At 47.1% G+C, this 14,589-nt stretch carries 12 protein-coding genes; 9 read left to right on the plus strand and 3 right to left on the minus strand.

From position 1 onward, the window contains the following. Window positions 1-8 precede the first annotated feature (8 nt). From nifE to NST45_RS02555, 6 genes are read left to right on the plus strand one after another with little or no spacing between them, the layout of a single operon-like run. A complete protein-coding gene (gene nifE / locus NST45_RS02530; RefSeq protein ID WP_038573091.1) occupies window positions 9-1,373 on the plus strand; it encodes a nitrogenase iron-molybdenum cofactor biosynthesis protein NifE in 1,365 nt (454 codons plus the stop codon). Next, on the plus strand, window positions 1,363-2,691 hold the full coding sequence (gene nifN / locus NST45_RS02535) for a nitrogenase iron-molybdenum cofactor biosynthesis protein NifN (RefSeq protein ID WP_076212895.1): 1,329 nt from the start codon (window positions 1,363-1,365) through the stop codon (window positions 2,689-2,691). Before nifE ends, nifN begins: the two co-directional genes overlap by 11 nt. After that, on the plus strand, window positions 2,666-3,070 hold the full coding sequence (locus NST45_RS02540; RefSeq protein WP_076099472.1) for a NifB/NifX family molybdenum-iron cluster-binding protein: 405 nt from the start codon (window positions 2,666-2,668) through the stop codon (window positions 3,068-3,070). The genes nifN and NST45_RS02540 overlap by 26 nt, the downstream gene beginning before the upstream one ends. Beyond that, on the plus strand, window positions 3,054-3,620 hold the full coding sequence (locus tag NST45_RS02545; RefSeq protein ID WP_038573089.1) for a DUF269 domain-containing protein: 567 nt from the start codon (window positions 3,054-3,056) through the stop codon (window positions 3,618-3,620). The genes NST45_RS02540 and NST45_RS02545 overlap by 17 nt, the downstream gene beginning before the upstream one ends. Before the next feature lie 38 nt (window positions 3,621-3,658). Beyond that, window positions 3,659-4,411: a HesA/MoeB/ThiF family protein gene (locus NST45_RS02550; protein ID WP_076212898.1), complete on the plus strand. Its 753-nt coding sequence runs from the start codon at window positions 3,659-3,661 to the stop codon at window positions 4,409-4,411. Then, window positions 4,408-5,538: a homocysteine methyltransferase gene (locus NST45_RS02555; protein WP_076212901.1), complete on the plus strand. Its 1,131-nt coding sequence runs from the start codon at window positions 4,408-4,410 to the stop codon at window positions 5,536-5,538. The genes NST45_RS02550 and NST45_RS02555 overlap by 4 nt, the downstream gene beginning before the upstream one ends. A gap of 91 nt (window positions 5,539-5,629) precedes the next feature. Here NST45_RS02555 and NST45_RS02560 read toward each other — a convergent pair whose 3' ends face one another. From NST45_RS02560 to NST45_RS02570, 3 genes are all read right to left on the minus strand, one after another. Continuing rightward, entirely contained in the window at window positions 5,630-6,520 is an 891-nt protein-coding gene (locus NST45_RS02560) for a carbohydrate ABC transporter permease (RefSeq protein WP_081386630.1), read from the minus strand. A 27-nt stretch (window positions 6,521-6,547) separates the two neighbouring features. Beyond that, window positions 6,548-7,432, minus strand: coding sequence for a sugar ABC transporter permease (locus NST45_RS02565; protein ID WP_036679565.1), 885 nt, complete (start codon window positions 7,430-7,432; stop codon window positions 6,548-6,550). A 206-nt stretch (window positions 7,433-7,638) separates the two neighbouring features. Next, the gene (locus tag NST45_RS02570; protein WP_036679562.1) at window positions 7,639-9,015 is read right to left on the minus strand and encodes an extracellular solute-binding protein; all 1,377 of its coding nucleotides are present in this window, start codon (window positions 9,013-9,015) and stop codon (window positions 7,639-7,641) included. A gap of 238 nt (window positions 9,016-9,253) precedes the next feature. Between NST45_RS02570 and NST45_RS02575 the strand changes: the two genes are divergently transcribed. The 3 genes from NST45_RS02575 (at window position 9,254) to NST45_RS02585 (ending at window position 14,493) form a co-directional block, all read left to right on the plus strand. Further along, a complete protein-coding gene (locus NST45_RS02575) occupies window positions 9,254-11,074 on the plus strand; it encodes a sensor histidine kinase (protein ID WP_076212905.1) in 1,821 nt (606 codons plus the stop codon). Beyond that, window positions 11,075-12,730 (plus strand): response regulator, encoded by a 1,656-nt coding sequence (locus NST45_RS02580; protein ID WP_038573084.1) that lies wholly within the window; start codon window positions 11,075-11,077, stop codon window positions 12,728-12,730. A 71-nt stretch (window positions 12,731-12,801) separates the two neighbouring features. After that, the gene (locus tag NST45_RS02585; RefSeq protein ID WP_076099470.1) at window positions 12,802-14,493 is read left to right on the plus strand and encodes an alpha-glucosidase; all 1,692 of its coding nucleotides are present in this window, start codon (window positions 12,802-12,804) and stop codon (window positions 14,491-14,493) included. The last annotated feature ends 96 nt before the right edge of the window (window positions 14,494-14,589 follow it).

The raw sequence follows: 14,589 nt of genomic DNA on the forward strand, positions 1-14,589 counted from the left end.
GTGGTACGATGGAGTCCATCAGAAACGATGTATTCGACGCGCAAGCTTGCGGGAGCTTAACTCCGAAATCGAAGCCATGTCCACGCCCCAAGCCGGGCGAAGCGGCTGGGGGCTGCTCCTTCGACGGAGCCCAAATCACGCTGCTGCCGATCATGGATGCTGCGCATCTCGTCCATGGGCCGGCTGCTTGTGCCGGGAATAGCTGGGAAAGTAGAGGGGCTTTGTCAAGCGGGCCATCACTTTCACAATACGGATTTACTACAGATCTCAACGATAACGACATTATTTTTGGCGGAGAAAAGAAACTTAAAGATAGCATTGACTATATTGCCGGGCGCTTTATGCCTCCGGCAATATTTGTATATGCGACCTGTGTGACAGCATTGATTGGCGAGGATTTGGATGCGGTATGCAAGGAAGCGGCAGGCAGATTGGGGCTTCCTGTGATCCCCGTGAACAGCCCTGGATTCGTAGGCAGTAAGAATCTTGGAAATCGGCTGGCTGGTGAAGCGCTGCTACAATATGTCATTGGCACAGGTGAACCAGAGATTGAGATTCCTTTAGGTGTGAATTTGATTGGAGAGTACAATATCGCGGGTGAAATGTGGGATATCGAGAAATTAATGAAGAGTGTTGGAATTACGCTAATGTCCAGAATTACAGGGGATGCAAGATATAAGGAAATTACATGGGCACATCATGCAAAAGTGAATATGGTTGTGTGCAGCCGTGCATTGTTAGGTCTGGCAAAAGAAATGGAGGCAAGATACCACATTCCCTATTTCGAAGGCTCCTTCTATGGGGCCAAAGAGACAACTTATTCCTTACGTCAAATGGCTTATTTGCTGAATGACCGTGAGATGGAGCGGCGTGTGGATCGGTTGACGGAACGAGAGGAAAACAGACTGATTCAGGAGCTGCGGCCCTACCGCAAGCTGCTTAAAGGAAAGAAAGCAGTTCTCTATACGGGTGGAGTAAAAAGCTGGTCGATTATTTCCGCACTGAAGGAGTTAGGCGTTCAGGTGGTAGGTGTAGGCACGAACAAAAGCACGGAAGATGATGTACGGCGTATAGCGGATCGTGTTGGTGATGACACCGAATATATTCCGGAGGGCGGGGCAAGCCGAATTATCAAAACCGTCCGGGATCGTAAGGCAGATATTATGATTGCTGGCGGACGGAATATGTATGTGGCAATGAAAGAGCAGATTCCGTTTATCGATATTAATCAAGAAAGACACAAGGCCTATGCTGGTTACGAAGGTTTACTAAGGCTGGCTAAGGAGCTGACGTATTCTCTTGCTAATCCAATCTGGAAGCTGGCTGCCAGTGCCGCTCCCTGGGATAAGGAGGAACCTTCCTATGACCGTTAACAAAAGGAGTAAACCGACTTCGGTTAATCCAATGAAAATAGGCCAATCCCTTGGTTCCGTAATGGCATTTCAGGGTTGCTACAAGGCATTGCCTATTGTGCATGGTGCGCAAGGTTGTTCCGCATTTCCGAAGGCACTGCTTACCCGGCATTTTCGTGAGCCTATAGCCGTACAGACCTCTGCTTTGCAGGAGATGGATGTAATCTTTGATGCGAATCGTAATTTAGAGGAAGCTCTAAATACCATACTCAGTAAACACCGACCAGACATTATAGGCATTATTGGGACTGAGCTGACGGATGTGGCAGGAGTGGATTATCAATCCATGCTCAAGACCTATAAAAGGGAGCGGAACATGCGGGGTGGGCTTGCTTTTTCCGTCACCTTACCAGACTTTCGTGGTTCATTGGAATCGGGGTTCAGCTCTACCGTGGAGGCAATGCTTGATGAGATGATCCAGCAGGTAGGCCATCGGGGTTCAAGGAGTGTAAATACACGTCAGATTACCCTCTTGCCGGGATCGTTTCTGACGCCGGGTGATGTGATGGAGCTGAAAGAAATGATATCCTCCTTCGGTTTTGAGGTAATCGCTGTACCTGATATTTCGACCTCTTTGTCTGGGCATCTGCTGACAGGATTTTCACCGCTGACAAGAGGTGGGGTGCCTCTGGATTCGATGCTGCAAAGCTTGCATTCGGGTCTAACCATTGCCATCGGCGGAAGTATGGAGCGTCCAGCTAGAAGACTGCATAATGCGCTGGGAACTCCCTACAAAGTATTCGAGAGTGCGATGGGGCTTAAAGCAACGGATGATATTTTGCAATTCCTGCATCAAATTAGCGGGGAGCCGGTACAGCTTCGTTATTGCTGGCAACGGGAGAATTTATTGGATAGCATGCTGGATGCTCATTTTCAATTTGCGGGGATGTCTGCACTTGTCGCGCTGGAGCCAGATCATTTGTATACCGTATCTTCTTGGCTCGAAGAGCTAGGGGTGGAGCAAAAGGTCCTGGTCACCTCCTATGAAACTCCTTTGGTGGTTGAGATGGAACGAGAGGTATGGGTCGGTGATCTGGATGATGTTGAGTTTTTGGGTAAAGGTGCAGATTTATGGATCGGTAACTCACATGGGATAAATGGAGCGGCGCGGTTAGATGCAGCATTTATGGCGGCTGGATTTCCCGTTTGGAATGAGCTTGGTGCTTATATGGCCATCTCTGTAGGGTATCGGGGAGCGATGGAGTGGACGAATAAAGCGGCGAACCTGTTAATGCGAAGGGAGGAGGAACATCGTGAAAGTAGCATTCGCTACAGTTGATGGAATTAGAGTGAATGCCCATTTTGGGCAGAGTCCGATGTTCGCAATTTATAAAGTTACCAAAGGTGGCGGGGAGCTTATAGGTCTTCGTAAACTGCCAACGATTCTCAATCAGGATGAAGCAGGCAAAATAGAGAGTCGTCTGGAGGTGGTAGAGGATTGCACGCTAATATTCATCATGCAGATTGGAGCCTCAGCAGCGGCAAGAGTCACACGTCGTAAAATTATGCCGGTAAAGGTTCCACCAGGCAGTCCTATTGATGAGCAAGTGAAGCGGATTGTTGAAATGCTACAGGGCAAACCACCGATGTGGCTAGCCAAGGTATTACATGCTGAAAATGAAGCGGAAGGGGCGAGTGTAGATGGATCCCATAGCTAATGAGAGTGCTGCATTAATGGGCCGGGTTGCTCCGGAAGCGGCAGTATTAAAACGCCGTTGTCGAACCACGGAGAAAAAGCTGGATAAAGATATAGCAGAGATGCTCATACGCCGGTTATGTCAATTGCTTGATACAGAAGACTTTTTTGGAAGGCATGCTTCTCTTTCACCACAGAAGAAGATCGAACGATTGTTTCTCGCTTCCCCTGAAGACAAGAACAAATCTGATTTTAACTGCGCGGTTTCTCCAAAGGTCCGTTTGCAGGTTCCTCTCTTGTTTCAGGCGGTGGCGGGCGTGATCGAGGAGAAAAGTGGGGTTCTGGTTCAAAGCTCTTCTGAAATAAATGGGGAAGGATTTGGGCGTGCTCTTTTATATAGTGATCGGATTATTCTTGTGTTAAAAAGCTTGAGAGCAGGTTTTCCGTTTCCTTTTACCTCGGAGGATAAAGTAATTCGCTACGGCGTTGCTTGTGTAGAAGAAGGGCTGGCCTTTATGGATAAATTTAATGAAATGACAGCTCTCTATGGAACGGATGGTCTGGAGGGTTAGATTCCAATGATGCAGCTCAGCCACAGGGAGGGAGCAAAATGGAGCAGCTTGTAGGCGGCACCGAACTGGAACGATACGCACGCCAATTGAAGCTGCTTGGAGAAGGCGGGCAGAAAGCGCTAAAAGAAGCTACAGTGATGATTGCTGGAATTGGTGGGCTTGGAGGCACTGCCGCACTTTATCTAGCTGCTGCCGGAATCGGCAAGCTGATCTTGGCGCATGAAGGAAACATTGTGCCTCCAGATTTAAATCGACAGATTTTGATGGACAGTGATCATTTGGGTATGGAAAGGATGAGCACAGCAATTCAGCAGCTAAAACGTCTGAATCCAAATGTTGAAATGGAAGGATTTAATTCGAAGATTGAATATAATATAGCAAAACCTTGGGTAGAACAAGCCGATATAGTGATTGATGCACGGTATGATTTTCCGGAAAGATATACGTTGAACCGACTATGTGTAGAAACCGGCACGCCAATGATAGAGGCGGCGATGTATGGATTTGAGATTTCACTAACAACGGTTATACCTGGTGAAACCCCTTGCTTAGAGTGTCTTTATCCGGATGTTAATCCAGAATGGGAACCGTTTGGCTTTCCAGTATTGGGAGCGACCTCCGGAATTGCGGGTTGTCTGGCTGCGTTGGAAGCCGTAAAATGGGTTACAAAGGTAGGGACGACTTATGCGGGCGTAATGCATCGCTTCAATTCACTCGACTTCGCCTGTTACAGCGTCCATATTACCCGTAATCCGAATTGCACTTGCTGCGGAGAGGAAGGTAAACCGTGAAAAGTCTCAGGCTATGTGACACGACACTTAGGGATGGTGAACAGGCGGCTGGAGTTTCATTCACGAGGGAAGAAAAGCTGGAAATCGCAAGGTTGCTGTCGGAATGCGGAGTGGAGCAAGCAGAGGTAGGAATTCCTGCCATGGGCAAGCAAGAGCAAGAAGATATTGCGGCTATCGCTGATTTAGGTCTACCTATGAAGATGATGACCTGGAATCGGGCCTTGGAAAGTGATATCGACAAAGCATGGGCGACGGGTGTGAACTGGAGTCATGTATCGATCCCTGTCTCGGAAATTCAATTACAAGGTAAGCTAGGTTTAACACCTGCCAAAGGTCTGACAAGATTACTGCATGCGACGGAATATGGTCAACGGCTAGGAATGACTGTGTCGGTGGGGATGGAGGACTCTTCAAGGGCAAGTATGGAGTACTTGGTTGAACTGGTAAATACATTATATAAAGAAGGCATTCGTTGGTTCCGTTATGCAGATACGGTATCTGCTCATCATCCGGGTCAAATGGCAGAGCGGGTAAGCACATTACTTAGTGCTGTTCCTGCAGATGTAGAGCTTGAGGTACACTGCCACAATGATTTTGGTCTTGCGGCAGCAAACACACTTAGCGGTATTGCCGCGGGTGCGGTCTGGGCAAGCACTACGGTGGCAGGGATTGGTGAACGCACCGGGAATGCAGCAATGGAAGAAGTAGTGATGGCTTGGCGTTATCTTTATGGCGGGGAGAGCAGCGTGCGTCCAGAGTGTCTGAAGGGGGTGGCGGATAGGGTGATCGCAGCCTCGGGCCGAAGTGTCGGCGATGCCAAACCAATCGTCGGATCACTCGCCTTCACACATGAATCTGGGATACATGTTGACGGTTTGTTGAAAGAAACAGCCACCTACCAGACCTTTGATCCCACTGAGGTGGGGAGAGCACATCATTTTGTGTTAGGTAAACATTCCGGAAGTGGTGGAATCATGCATGTTCTGAACGCACATGGTTTAGAGGTTAGTGAGGGAACCGCGGGACGTTTGCTTGAACGGGTGAGAGACTATGCCGAAGTTAATAAAGTGAATGTGCCAGAGCTCCTCTTGGTTGAATGGCTGAGGGAGGATTGGCAACGACCGTAAGGGATATAATAAGAATGAATAAAGGCTGACAAGACGGGTAAGAAACCTGTCTTGTCAGCTTTTTTATGTTGTTATGATTAAGTTTATTGTGTTAGCCCTTAACCGCCCCGGCGGTAATTCCCTTGGTCATCTGTTCTGTGAAGAGCAGGTAGATCAGGATGGTTGGGATGGCGATGATCGTCATAACCGCGAACTGTGCACCATAGTTGGATGAATACTCACCAGTGAATTTCATAATGGAGAAGGGAATCGTCTTAAGATCTTCCGAGGTGAGGAAGGTGTTCGCCATAATGAATTCATTCCACGTGCTGATGAAGTTGAGCACACAGATGGTTGCCAGCGCCGGTTTGGTGATGGGCAGGATGATACGGAAGATTAACCCGTAAATGCCACTGCCATCAATAACGGCGGACTCTTCAATAGCCCGTGGGATGGTCTCCAGGAACCCGGTCATAATCAGGACACTCATGGGGATGACAATGGCTGAGTAAGGCAAAATCAATGTGTACATATTGTTCAGCATCCCAAGCTTGTTAAACAGAATGAAGTTTGGCAGCAATGTGGCGTGAATGGGAATGATCATGCCTAACATGATTAGAGAGAGGACGATGCCACTTAGCTTCCATTTCATCCGGGTAAACGCATATCCCATCATCAGGGACACCAGCGCAGAGAGCATAACAGTAATCACTGTAATGATAAGACTGTTGGCAAAATAACGTGGCACACGCCCGTAGGTAAAAGCGTTTCGATAGTTCTCCCACTGGGGTGGAGAGGGCCATTTCAGAAATGAGCTTCCAAAGAACTCACCGCTCTTGAGCAGGGAATAATCGATCAACCAAATAAGCGGAAATAACTGAATCAACGCGATGATACACAGGAACACCATCATTAGGATTTTGCCCGTTGTAGGCTTTCTGCGTTCTTGTTTGTGAAGGTTTAGCTTAGGGGGTGAAGCGGTAGGCGATAAGGAATTATTCATAGGATTTCCTCCGGTTACAGGGTTTCTTTAAAATTCTCCGATATCTTTCTTTAAAATCTTGTTGAGGATAACGGTTAGGATCAGGCAGAACACAATAAACAGAATCGAAATGGCATTACCATAACCGTATAGCGATGATGAGAAGGCAGTTTTGTACAGATAGTTCCCTAGGAACTGTGTGCTATTTGCAGGGCCACCGTTGGTCATTAAGAATACGGTTTCCATTTGCTTAAGGCAGGTGGTGACGGCAATGATGATGGCAACCCGCATCATCGGCGAAAGCAGCGGAATGATGATACGCGTGTAGAGGGTGAAGTTGTTGGCGCCGTCGATTCTTGCGGCTTCGCTTAAATCTTCCGGAATGCCTTGCAGACCTGAATAATACAGCAGCAGTGCATACCCAAAGCCTTGCCACATAACAACAATGATGATGCACCAGATGGCCGTCTTTGGATCACCGAGCCAATCATGCGTAAGTGCATCCAATCCAACTCCGCTTAGCAGCTTGTTGAGCAGTCCGTAGTTTGGATGGAAAATTCCGGTCCACAGCTTGGCTGTAACGACGACGGAAATTACAGCGGGGATAAAAAAGATCGTCCGGAATATTTTTTCGTATTTGCCGGAATTGGTTAGGAATATCCCCATGAGAATGGCAAAGGGATGTTGTAAAAATACAGTGGCGGCGGTCAGGAGCAGGGCATTGACTAGCGATCTCCAGAACACTTTGTCATGAAATAGAATTTCACGGTAGTTATCAAAGCCGATGAAATTGTATTTGCCGATTCCGCCCCAATCCGTAGAACCGTAATAAGCGCTCATGAAGATAGGGATGCAGATCATAAAAGCAAATAGGAACAGTCCAGGTGCGATGAGTAAGAATATCGCTTTTTTGTCGCTTAACACTCTGTGCATGGAAATCTCCGTCCTTTTAAAGAGTAATCTATCTATTACCATCGTAACGGGAAGCCAGGCACCGGAACATGCCGTAAATTTCAGATCGGTGTATACATTTTTTCGAAAACAAAACCCCGGCCTCTGGGGGAAGCCGGGGTTTGCGCACTGCCATCTATAAGGTTACTTCAGGAGCGCTAAGGTTCATGTTTTTTGTAGTCTCTGGTTTATTTACCAGCGAATTTATCGGATGCAGCATCCAGTGCTTTGGCGAATTCTTCAGGGGTAATTGCATCAGAAAGCAGGCTTTGATGCGCCTCCATTACCTTTTGCTTGAACTCATCGTCACCCACATCCTGCAGTGGAGTACCGCTGGAGGATGTCATCGAGCTGAACACTTCAATCAATTCTTTTTGCAGCTGGGTTTCGTTACCCGTTAGGAATTGATCGAATTGCTGCGCAGGTGTACCCGCGCCGGCTTGCCATAGCATTTTAGACCAATGCTCTGGAGCGAAGAAATATTTCAAGAAATCAACAGCGGCTTCAGCATGTTTGGAATTTTTGCTGACTGCATATCCACCACCATACCAAGCGGCATCATCGGTTGCTTTACCTTTATCTGAAGCAGGGAAAGCGAAAGCGCCTACGTTATTGCGGAATTCTTCAGAGAAGTTCTCGTCTGTTGCCAGACCCGACTCCCAAGCGCCCATAAAGAACATGGCAGCTTGCCCTTGTCCGAACAAGTTGCGTGCAGCACCGTAATCGGCAGTCAGCCAGCCATCGGCAAAACCTTTAGCATCGGCAAATTGCTGCATTTCAGTTGCGGCTGCAACGAGACTAGGATCTGTAAAGGATATTTTACGCGCAACAGCTTCATCCATTGTATTGAAATCGCCAGTCTGACGTTGGGCTACAAATTCATACCAGATAGGCAATGTCCAAGCGTCCATACCATTCATAGCGATCGGGTTAATTTTCTTGGCACGAAGTGTTTTGACGGCGGCAAGCAAATCATCTGTGGTTTTTGGAACCTCGATGCCGTTGTCAGCGAATATTTTTTTGTTATAGTACATGACCATGTAGTCGGCACCACGCGGCAAACCGTAAAGTTTACCATCTTTACTGAAGCCGTCCATGGATCCGGACACAAACTGATTACCTTCGAAGTCAGCGCTGTTCAGTTCAAGCAGCAGATCGTTATCCAGCAGGGGACTCAGGAAGGAGGGCTGACCCCAGGCTTGAATGATATCAGGCAGCTGATTGCTGGAGGCATACACTTTGATTTTTGATTTGTAAGGCTCATCTTGAAGCGCTTCCACTTCAATCTTGACGTTAGGGTTCTCTTTCATGTAAGCATCGATAATGTCTTGCTCTACCTTACCTGAACCATTTGCCCGATCCGCGAGCGCGGTGAAGAACTTCAGTGTGATTTTTTCGGCGGGTGTGTTTTCCCCTGCACTAGCTGTTGCTTCGGCAGTAGCTTCGGCCTTGTCATTTGTAGGTGCATTGGTAGCTTTCGCATTGTTATTTCCGCCACCGCAGCCTGCCAGCAGAGCTGGTAGCATTAGACTCATAAGTGCTAGCTTTATTCCTTTACCTTTCATCAAAAACCCACCTTTTTTATGAGATATATTTCCACTAGAACGGCTGTCATCAAACGAGGACGACAATGTCGTTTCTTCTTGCATCCCCATCTTAAGAGTTTATGACCGATAGAAACATGGTCCATATTTAAGAACTATGTAGGCATTTTTCAGTGATTGTAAAAAGCTGGTTCAGGGTTTAATGATTTCAGTTATACTTGGTTTACACATTTATTGATTATACATGAAGGTGGTTCTCATGAATCGAAACATCCGCTTATTAAGCCGTTATCGCCATCTTCCGCTCCAGTTTAAGCTGTTATTATGGTTTGTGCCGCTGCTTCTCGTGACTATATTCGCTATGGGGTGGAACTCCTATCAGATCTCTTCGCAGCAGGTGGTGGAGAAAATGAAACAGTCACAGGATCACCTGACCCGAAAAACAGCAGAGCAGATTGATGAGATGGTGAGGGGAATGATTTCTTTTTCCAATACACTCTTTCTGGATGAAAGTGTGCAGCGGCTCTTAGTGTCGTCAGAAGCACAAAAAGAACGAAATTCCGTATTTAAAACGGTCACCAACCTGATGGTCGCTGGCAACTCGATTCAATCACTGATTCTATACTCTTTGGAAGACCAGAATAACGGGGCGGAGCCTTTTGCTGCGAACCAAGCCGGATTGACAACTGGCATGAAGTTCTCTAACTTTATCCAAACCTCGTACTACAAGGAAGCCGTTGAAGCCGCAGGTAGTCCAACCTTTGGATTGTCCAGACCCACGGATGGCATATTTGTTGGTGATCATTATCATAAGATTGTACTTTCCAGAATTATCAAGAATGTATATACTTTAAAACCGGCAGGGCTTGCGGTGATCGGGGTCGATGCTGGTAAGATTGGAAGCCAATATCTAGACAACTCTGAAGATGATGTAGATATGTTTGTGGTAGATCGAGACGGGCTCATCATTACGGCTTCTAACAAGAGCTGGATCGGCAAAAGAGATCTTGATCTTCCGTATTTTGCGGACAGCGATCCTAAGTTGAGCCTAAAGGAGAGGCTGGAGTCTACAGCGGATCACAAACAGTGGATTGTCTCGCATCTGCAGTCAGAAACGACGGGTTGGTATGTAGTGGTGGTGCATTCCAAACGGCAGCTTGTCAAAGAGCTGGGACAGATTTCACAGGTCACGGTGACGATCGCTTTTCTGTGCTTAGCAGTTAGCTTAATGGTTACCTGGCTCGCCGCCGCCTCAATAACGAAACCGCTGAAAAAGCTTTCCCGCTCCATGCGCAGATTGCAGACAGGGGATTTCACGCAGCGCGTATTTTTTGAAGGAAATGATGAGATTGGTCTCTTGGGCCATGGTTATAATCTAATGGTGCAGCGGATCAAATCGCTCATCAATGATGTATATGCCTCCAAACTGAAGCAGCAGGAAGCAGAATTGAAAACGCTTCAGGCGCAGATCAGGCCGCACTTTTTATATAACACGCTGAATACGATTTGTTGGGAAGCTGAGAAGAAGGGCGACAAAGAAATAGCGGATATGGTCTATTCGCTTTCTCAAGTATTCCGGCTGAGCTTAAATGATGGGCGTGATACGTTTACATTAGAACAGGAAGTAGAGCTTGTGACGAATTATTTGTTCCTGCAAAAAAATCGGTTTCGAGAACGTTTTGAGTTCGAAATTGCCTTGGATGAGAGTATCAAGGATTTCACAGTTCCGAAGCTGCTGCTCCAGCCACTGGCGGAAAATGCAGTGATTCATGGGATCGAGCCACTGGCTGGAAGTGGACTAATCTCGATTCGCGCCTTCCGCAAAGATAGAACTATTGTACTCGAGGTTCAAGATAACGGGGTGGGAATCACGCCGGAAAGACTTCAGGAGCTACATCAGCGTTTAGCGAGAGGAAGCTCTATTTCGGAGGAAGAGGAGAATGCTGGACGTTCGGGGTTTGCACTCTCGAATGTACAGGAACGTTTAGCTTTGTTTTTTGCCGGAGCCTCATTGCAAGTAGAGAGTGTAGAAGGAGCAGGCACACGTATTATCATTCATATCACTGTGGAGGGTCCCTAAATGATGAAGCTGAAGCTGCTGATTGCTGAAGACGAAGACACCATCCGTGAGGGTATCGTCAATATGATTGACTGGAATTCGCATCAGATTGAGGTAATGGGCGAGGCGGGGAACGGAAGTGAAGCGCTGGCTCTGATGGAGTCTGAACAGCCGGATTTATTGTTAACGGATATCCGCATGCCGCAGATGAATGGTCTGGAGCTAATCGAAGCTGGACGGCGTCGCGGTTACGACTTTCGCTCGATTATTTTATCTGGATACAATGAGTTCTCTTATGCGAAACAAGCGATTGCGCTGGGGGTTGTCGATTATGTGCTGAAGCCGTGCCGGCCGGAAGAAATTCTGAAGACGGTACTAAAGGCTAAGGAGCTAATTGAAAGGCAGCGTTGTCAGGAGAATGAGCAGCTAAAAAGAGATCGTTCCTGGCATAAAAATGCACCGCTTGTCAAAAGCCAAGTGCTGTCCCAATGGATTCATCATCCTCCGGTTCCGCTGGAGCGGCGGCAGGAGCTGATCGGTGAGTTAGCTATGGCTATTAGCCACGAAGGTCCGCAGATTGGGCTGGTCAGCTTTGATTTTGATCCTCCCTCTGCCGGTGGGTCTGGGCAGGATTTTGTACTTTTGCGTTACGCGGCCCTAAATATTATTAGTGAAACCTTGTCTCCTATCTATAAAGGAAAAATCGAGACCTTTCATGATGGCAATCTCCTGCTCTGGATCGGCAGTGGTTTAGCTGGAACGGATTCCCGCAAGTCTTACCGAACCCCCATCTATTTAAAAGAGCAAATCGGGATGCTGCAAAGCAATCTGGAGAAATACCTCAAGCTGTCAATCAGTATTGCTGTAGGCTCCTGTCGTGCGGATATTTCGGAAGCTCACCTGTCTTATAAAGAAGCGCTTCAGGCCATGGAATCCCGCTTTCTGAACGGGAAAGGCGGCGTTTATTTTTATACAGAAGGCTCGGGAGTTATTGGGGGTGGCGCACAGGAGATCGGGATTTTAGATGATCCTGAATTAAATGTGCTGGAGGATGAGATGCTTGTGGCAGTCGGTGCAGGAAGTAATGAGCTTGCCCTCGATCTGCTGGAGCAATGGCTGGAACGTTTTCGCGGAAACCCCGGATGCCTCAAGCAGGAGGTGAATATTCGGGCAACAGCTTTTGTCGTTCGCCTTAAGAGGCTTGCGCAGGAAAAACAAGTAGCCGGATTCGAATGGAAGCAGCATTTGGTCAATTGGATGGAGCAGGCACCACAGATCGAGACGCTGGAAGAATTGTCTACGATCCTGAATAAGATCATGCAGAATGTGGTGGAGGCTTTTTCTAAACATCGCCCTCTGCATCGAACAGTAGTTACAGCGCTCGAGATCATCCGTAACAAATATAATACCAATCTGTCTCTGGAATATGTTGCGAAGGAAGCTTATGTATCTAATACTTATTTAAGTTCACTGTTCCGCCAGGAGCTGGGTGTGAATTTTCTCGATTATTTGCATCAATACCGGGTAGAAGAGGCAAAAAAGCTGCTCCGCCAAAACTTAAAAATGTACGCTGTTGCAAAGTTAGTAGGCTACGGGGAAGAACGCCACTTCAGTGCTACTTTTAAGAAATGGACCGGACTTACGCCCTCACAATATCAAAAGGGACTAGGGAAGTAGGAGCAAATTGTTATCTACTAGGCTTTGTGTGGTTAAACTCTACATATAGCTAAATAGGAGGTAACCGAGAAATGAACCCGAAATGGTGGAAAGAAAGTGTCGTGTACCAAATTTATCCGATTAGCTTCATGGATAGTAACGGAGATGGGATTGGAGACTTGCAAGGAATCATATCCAGACTGGATTATTTGCAGGATTTAGGTGTAGACGTGATTTGGGTCTGCCCTATTTATAAATCGCCAAACCATGATAACGGTTATGATATCAGTGATTACTGTGACATTATGAAGGAATTTGGCACGATGGATGATTTTGACCATTTGCTGAGGGAGATGCACGCACGTGGGATGAAGCTGATGATGGATTTGGTTCTGAACCATACGTCACATGAGCACCCATGGTTTGTTGAATCCAGATCGTCGAAGGATAATCCGAAACGGGACTACTATATTTGGCGAAAAGGAAAAAATGGAGGTCCCCCGAATAACTGGGAGTCTTATTTCAGTGGCTCGGTGTGGGAGCTTGATCCGCGGACCGATGAATATTACCTTCACCTCTATTCCAAATATCAGCCTGATCTGAACTGGGAGAATCCCGTGGTCATTGATAAGCTGCATGAGATGGTGGAATGGTGGCTGAAGAAGGGTGTGGACGGATTTCGCTTTGATGCCATTGCACATATCGTGAAGACGAAAGGTTACCCGGATGCGGATAATCCAGGTGGAACACCTACCGTACGGGCTTATGGAATGTTCTCCAATCTGGCAGATGTGCATACCCTGCTACAGAATTTATATGATAAAGTGCTTTATTTCTACGATATTATGACGGTAGGAGAGACCTCAGGACTTGGACCGGAGCAGGCGCTAGATTACGTAGGTGATGGTCGCCGGGAGCTGAATATGACTTTTCAGTTTGAGCATATGTTTCTGGATGCCGCTTCGGCAGGTAGTGGAAAATGGGATGTCGTCCCATGGAGTCTACTGGAGCTGAAAAAGATTATGAGTAATTGGCAGACGGTTCTGCATGACAAAGGCTGGAATGCGAATTATCTCTGCAACCATGACCAGCCGCGCGCAGTGTCCCGGTTTGGGAACGACCTTTTTTACCGGATTCCTTCGGCTAAAATGCTGGCGACCTTCATTCACATGCTGGAAGGCACACCTTATATTTATCAAGGCGAAGAAATTGGAATGACGAATGTCTGTTTCGAATCCATTGATGATTACCGGGATGTAGAGACGCTTAATTATTATGAGGAAAAGCGAAAAAACGGCGTTCCAGAAGAGCAGATTATGTCTGCCATTCATCATAAAAGCCGGGATAATGCCCGCACCCCGATGCAGTGGGACGATGGTCACGCAGGTGGTTTTACGACGGGGACTCCTTGGATCGAAGTGAATTCCAACTATATGGAGATCAACGCTGGCAACGCGATTAAAGATCCCGATTCCATCTACAACTACTATAAACAGCTGATTGCCCTGAGAAAAAAACATAAAGTCATCGTTTATGGAGCCTACGAGCTGTTGCTTGCAGAGCATACAGAGATATATGCGTATACCCGGACATTGGAAGATCAGCGGCTGCTGGTTATTCTGAATTTTTATGATGGAGAGCCTGTATTCGAATGGCCAGCAGAGTTCCAACCAGAAAATATAGAGCTGTTAATTTCTAATTATTCCGTGGAAAAGGATGAGCAGATCCAACCGCTTAAACTTCGACCTTATGAAGCACGAGTATATTTGCAGCAGCTTGTGTAAAGGAAGCTGTAGGAATGAGTTGTCATGAAGGGGCTGAACGCTCACTGTGACAACTCTTCTTTGAGTTTGTGAGTAAAAGACTGTACAATGGCGATA

Source organism: Paenibacillus sp. FSL R7-0163, assembly GCF_037969975.1.
GTDB classification, from domain to species: Bacteria; Bacillota; Bacilli; order Paenibacillales; family Paenibacillaceae; genus Paenibacillus_AQ; species Paenibacillus_AQ odorifer.

What these genes read in the sequence shown, in the direction of transcription:
- NST45_RS02575 (WP_076212905.1), top strand. Translation starts at nt 9,254, where the DNA reads ATGAATCGAAACATCCGCTTATTAAGCCGTTATCGCCATCTTCCGCTC.
- nifN (WP_076212895.1), top strand. Translation starts at nt 1,363, where the DNA reads ATGACCGTTAACAAAAGGAGTAAACCGACTTCGGTTAATCCAATGAAA.
- NST45_RS02580 (WP_038573084.1), top strand. Translation starts at nt 11,075, where the DNA reads ATGATGAAGCTGAAGCTGCTGATTGCTGAAGACGAAGACACCATCCGT.
- NST45_RS02560 (WP_081386630.1), bottom strand. Translation starts at nt 6,520, where the DNA reads ATGAATAATTCCTTATCGCCTACCGCTTCACCCCCTAAGCTAAACCTT.
- NST45_RS02545 (WP_038573089.1), top strand. Translation starts at nt 3,054, where the DNA reads ATGGATCCCATAGCTAATGAGAGTGCTGCATTAATGGGCCGGGTTGCT.
- NST45_RS02570 (WP_036679562.1), bottom strand. Translation starts at nt 9,015, where the DNA reads ATGAAAGGTAAAGGAATAAAGCTAGCACTTATGAGTCTAATGCTACCA.
- NST45_RS02550 (WP_076212898.1), top strand. Translation starts at nt 3,659, where the DNA reads ATGGAGCAGCTTGTAGGCGGCACCGAACTGGAACGATACGCACGCCAA.
- NST45_RS02585 (WP_076099470.1), top strand. Translation starts at nt 12,802, where the DNA reads ATGAACCCGAAATGGTGGAAAGAAAGTGTCGTGTACCAAATTTATCCG.
- nifE (WP_038573091.1), top strand. Translation starts at nt 9, where the DNA reads ATGGAGTCCATCAGAAACGATGTATTCGACGCGCAAGCTTGCGGGAGC.
- NST45_RS02565 (WP_036679565.1), bottom strand. Translation starts at nt 7,432, where the DNA reads ATGCACAGAGTGTTAAGCGACAAAAAAGCGATATTCTTACTCATCGCA.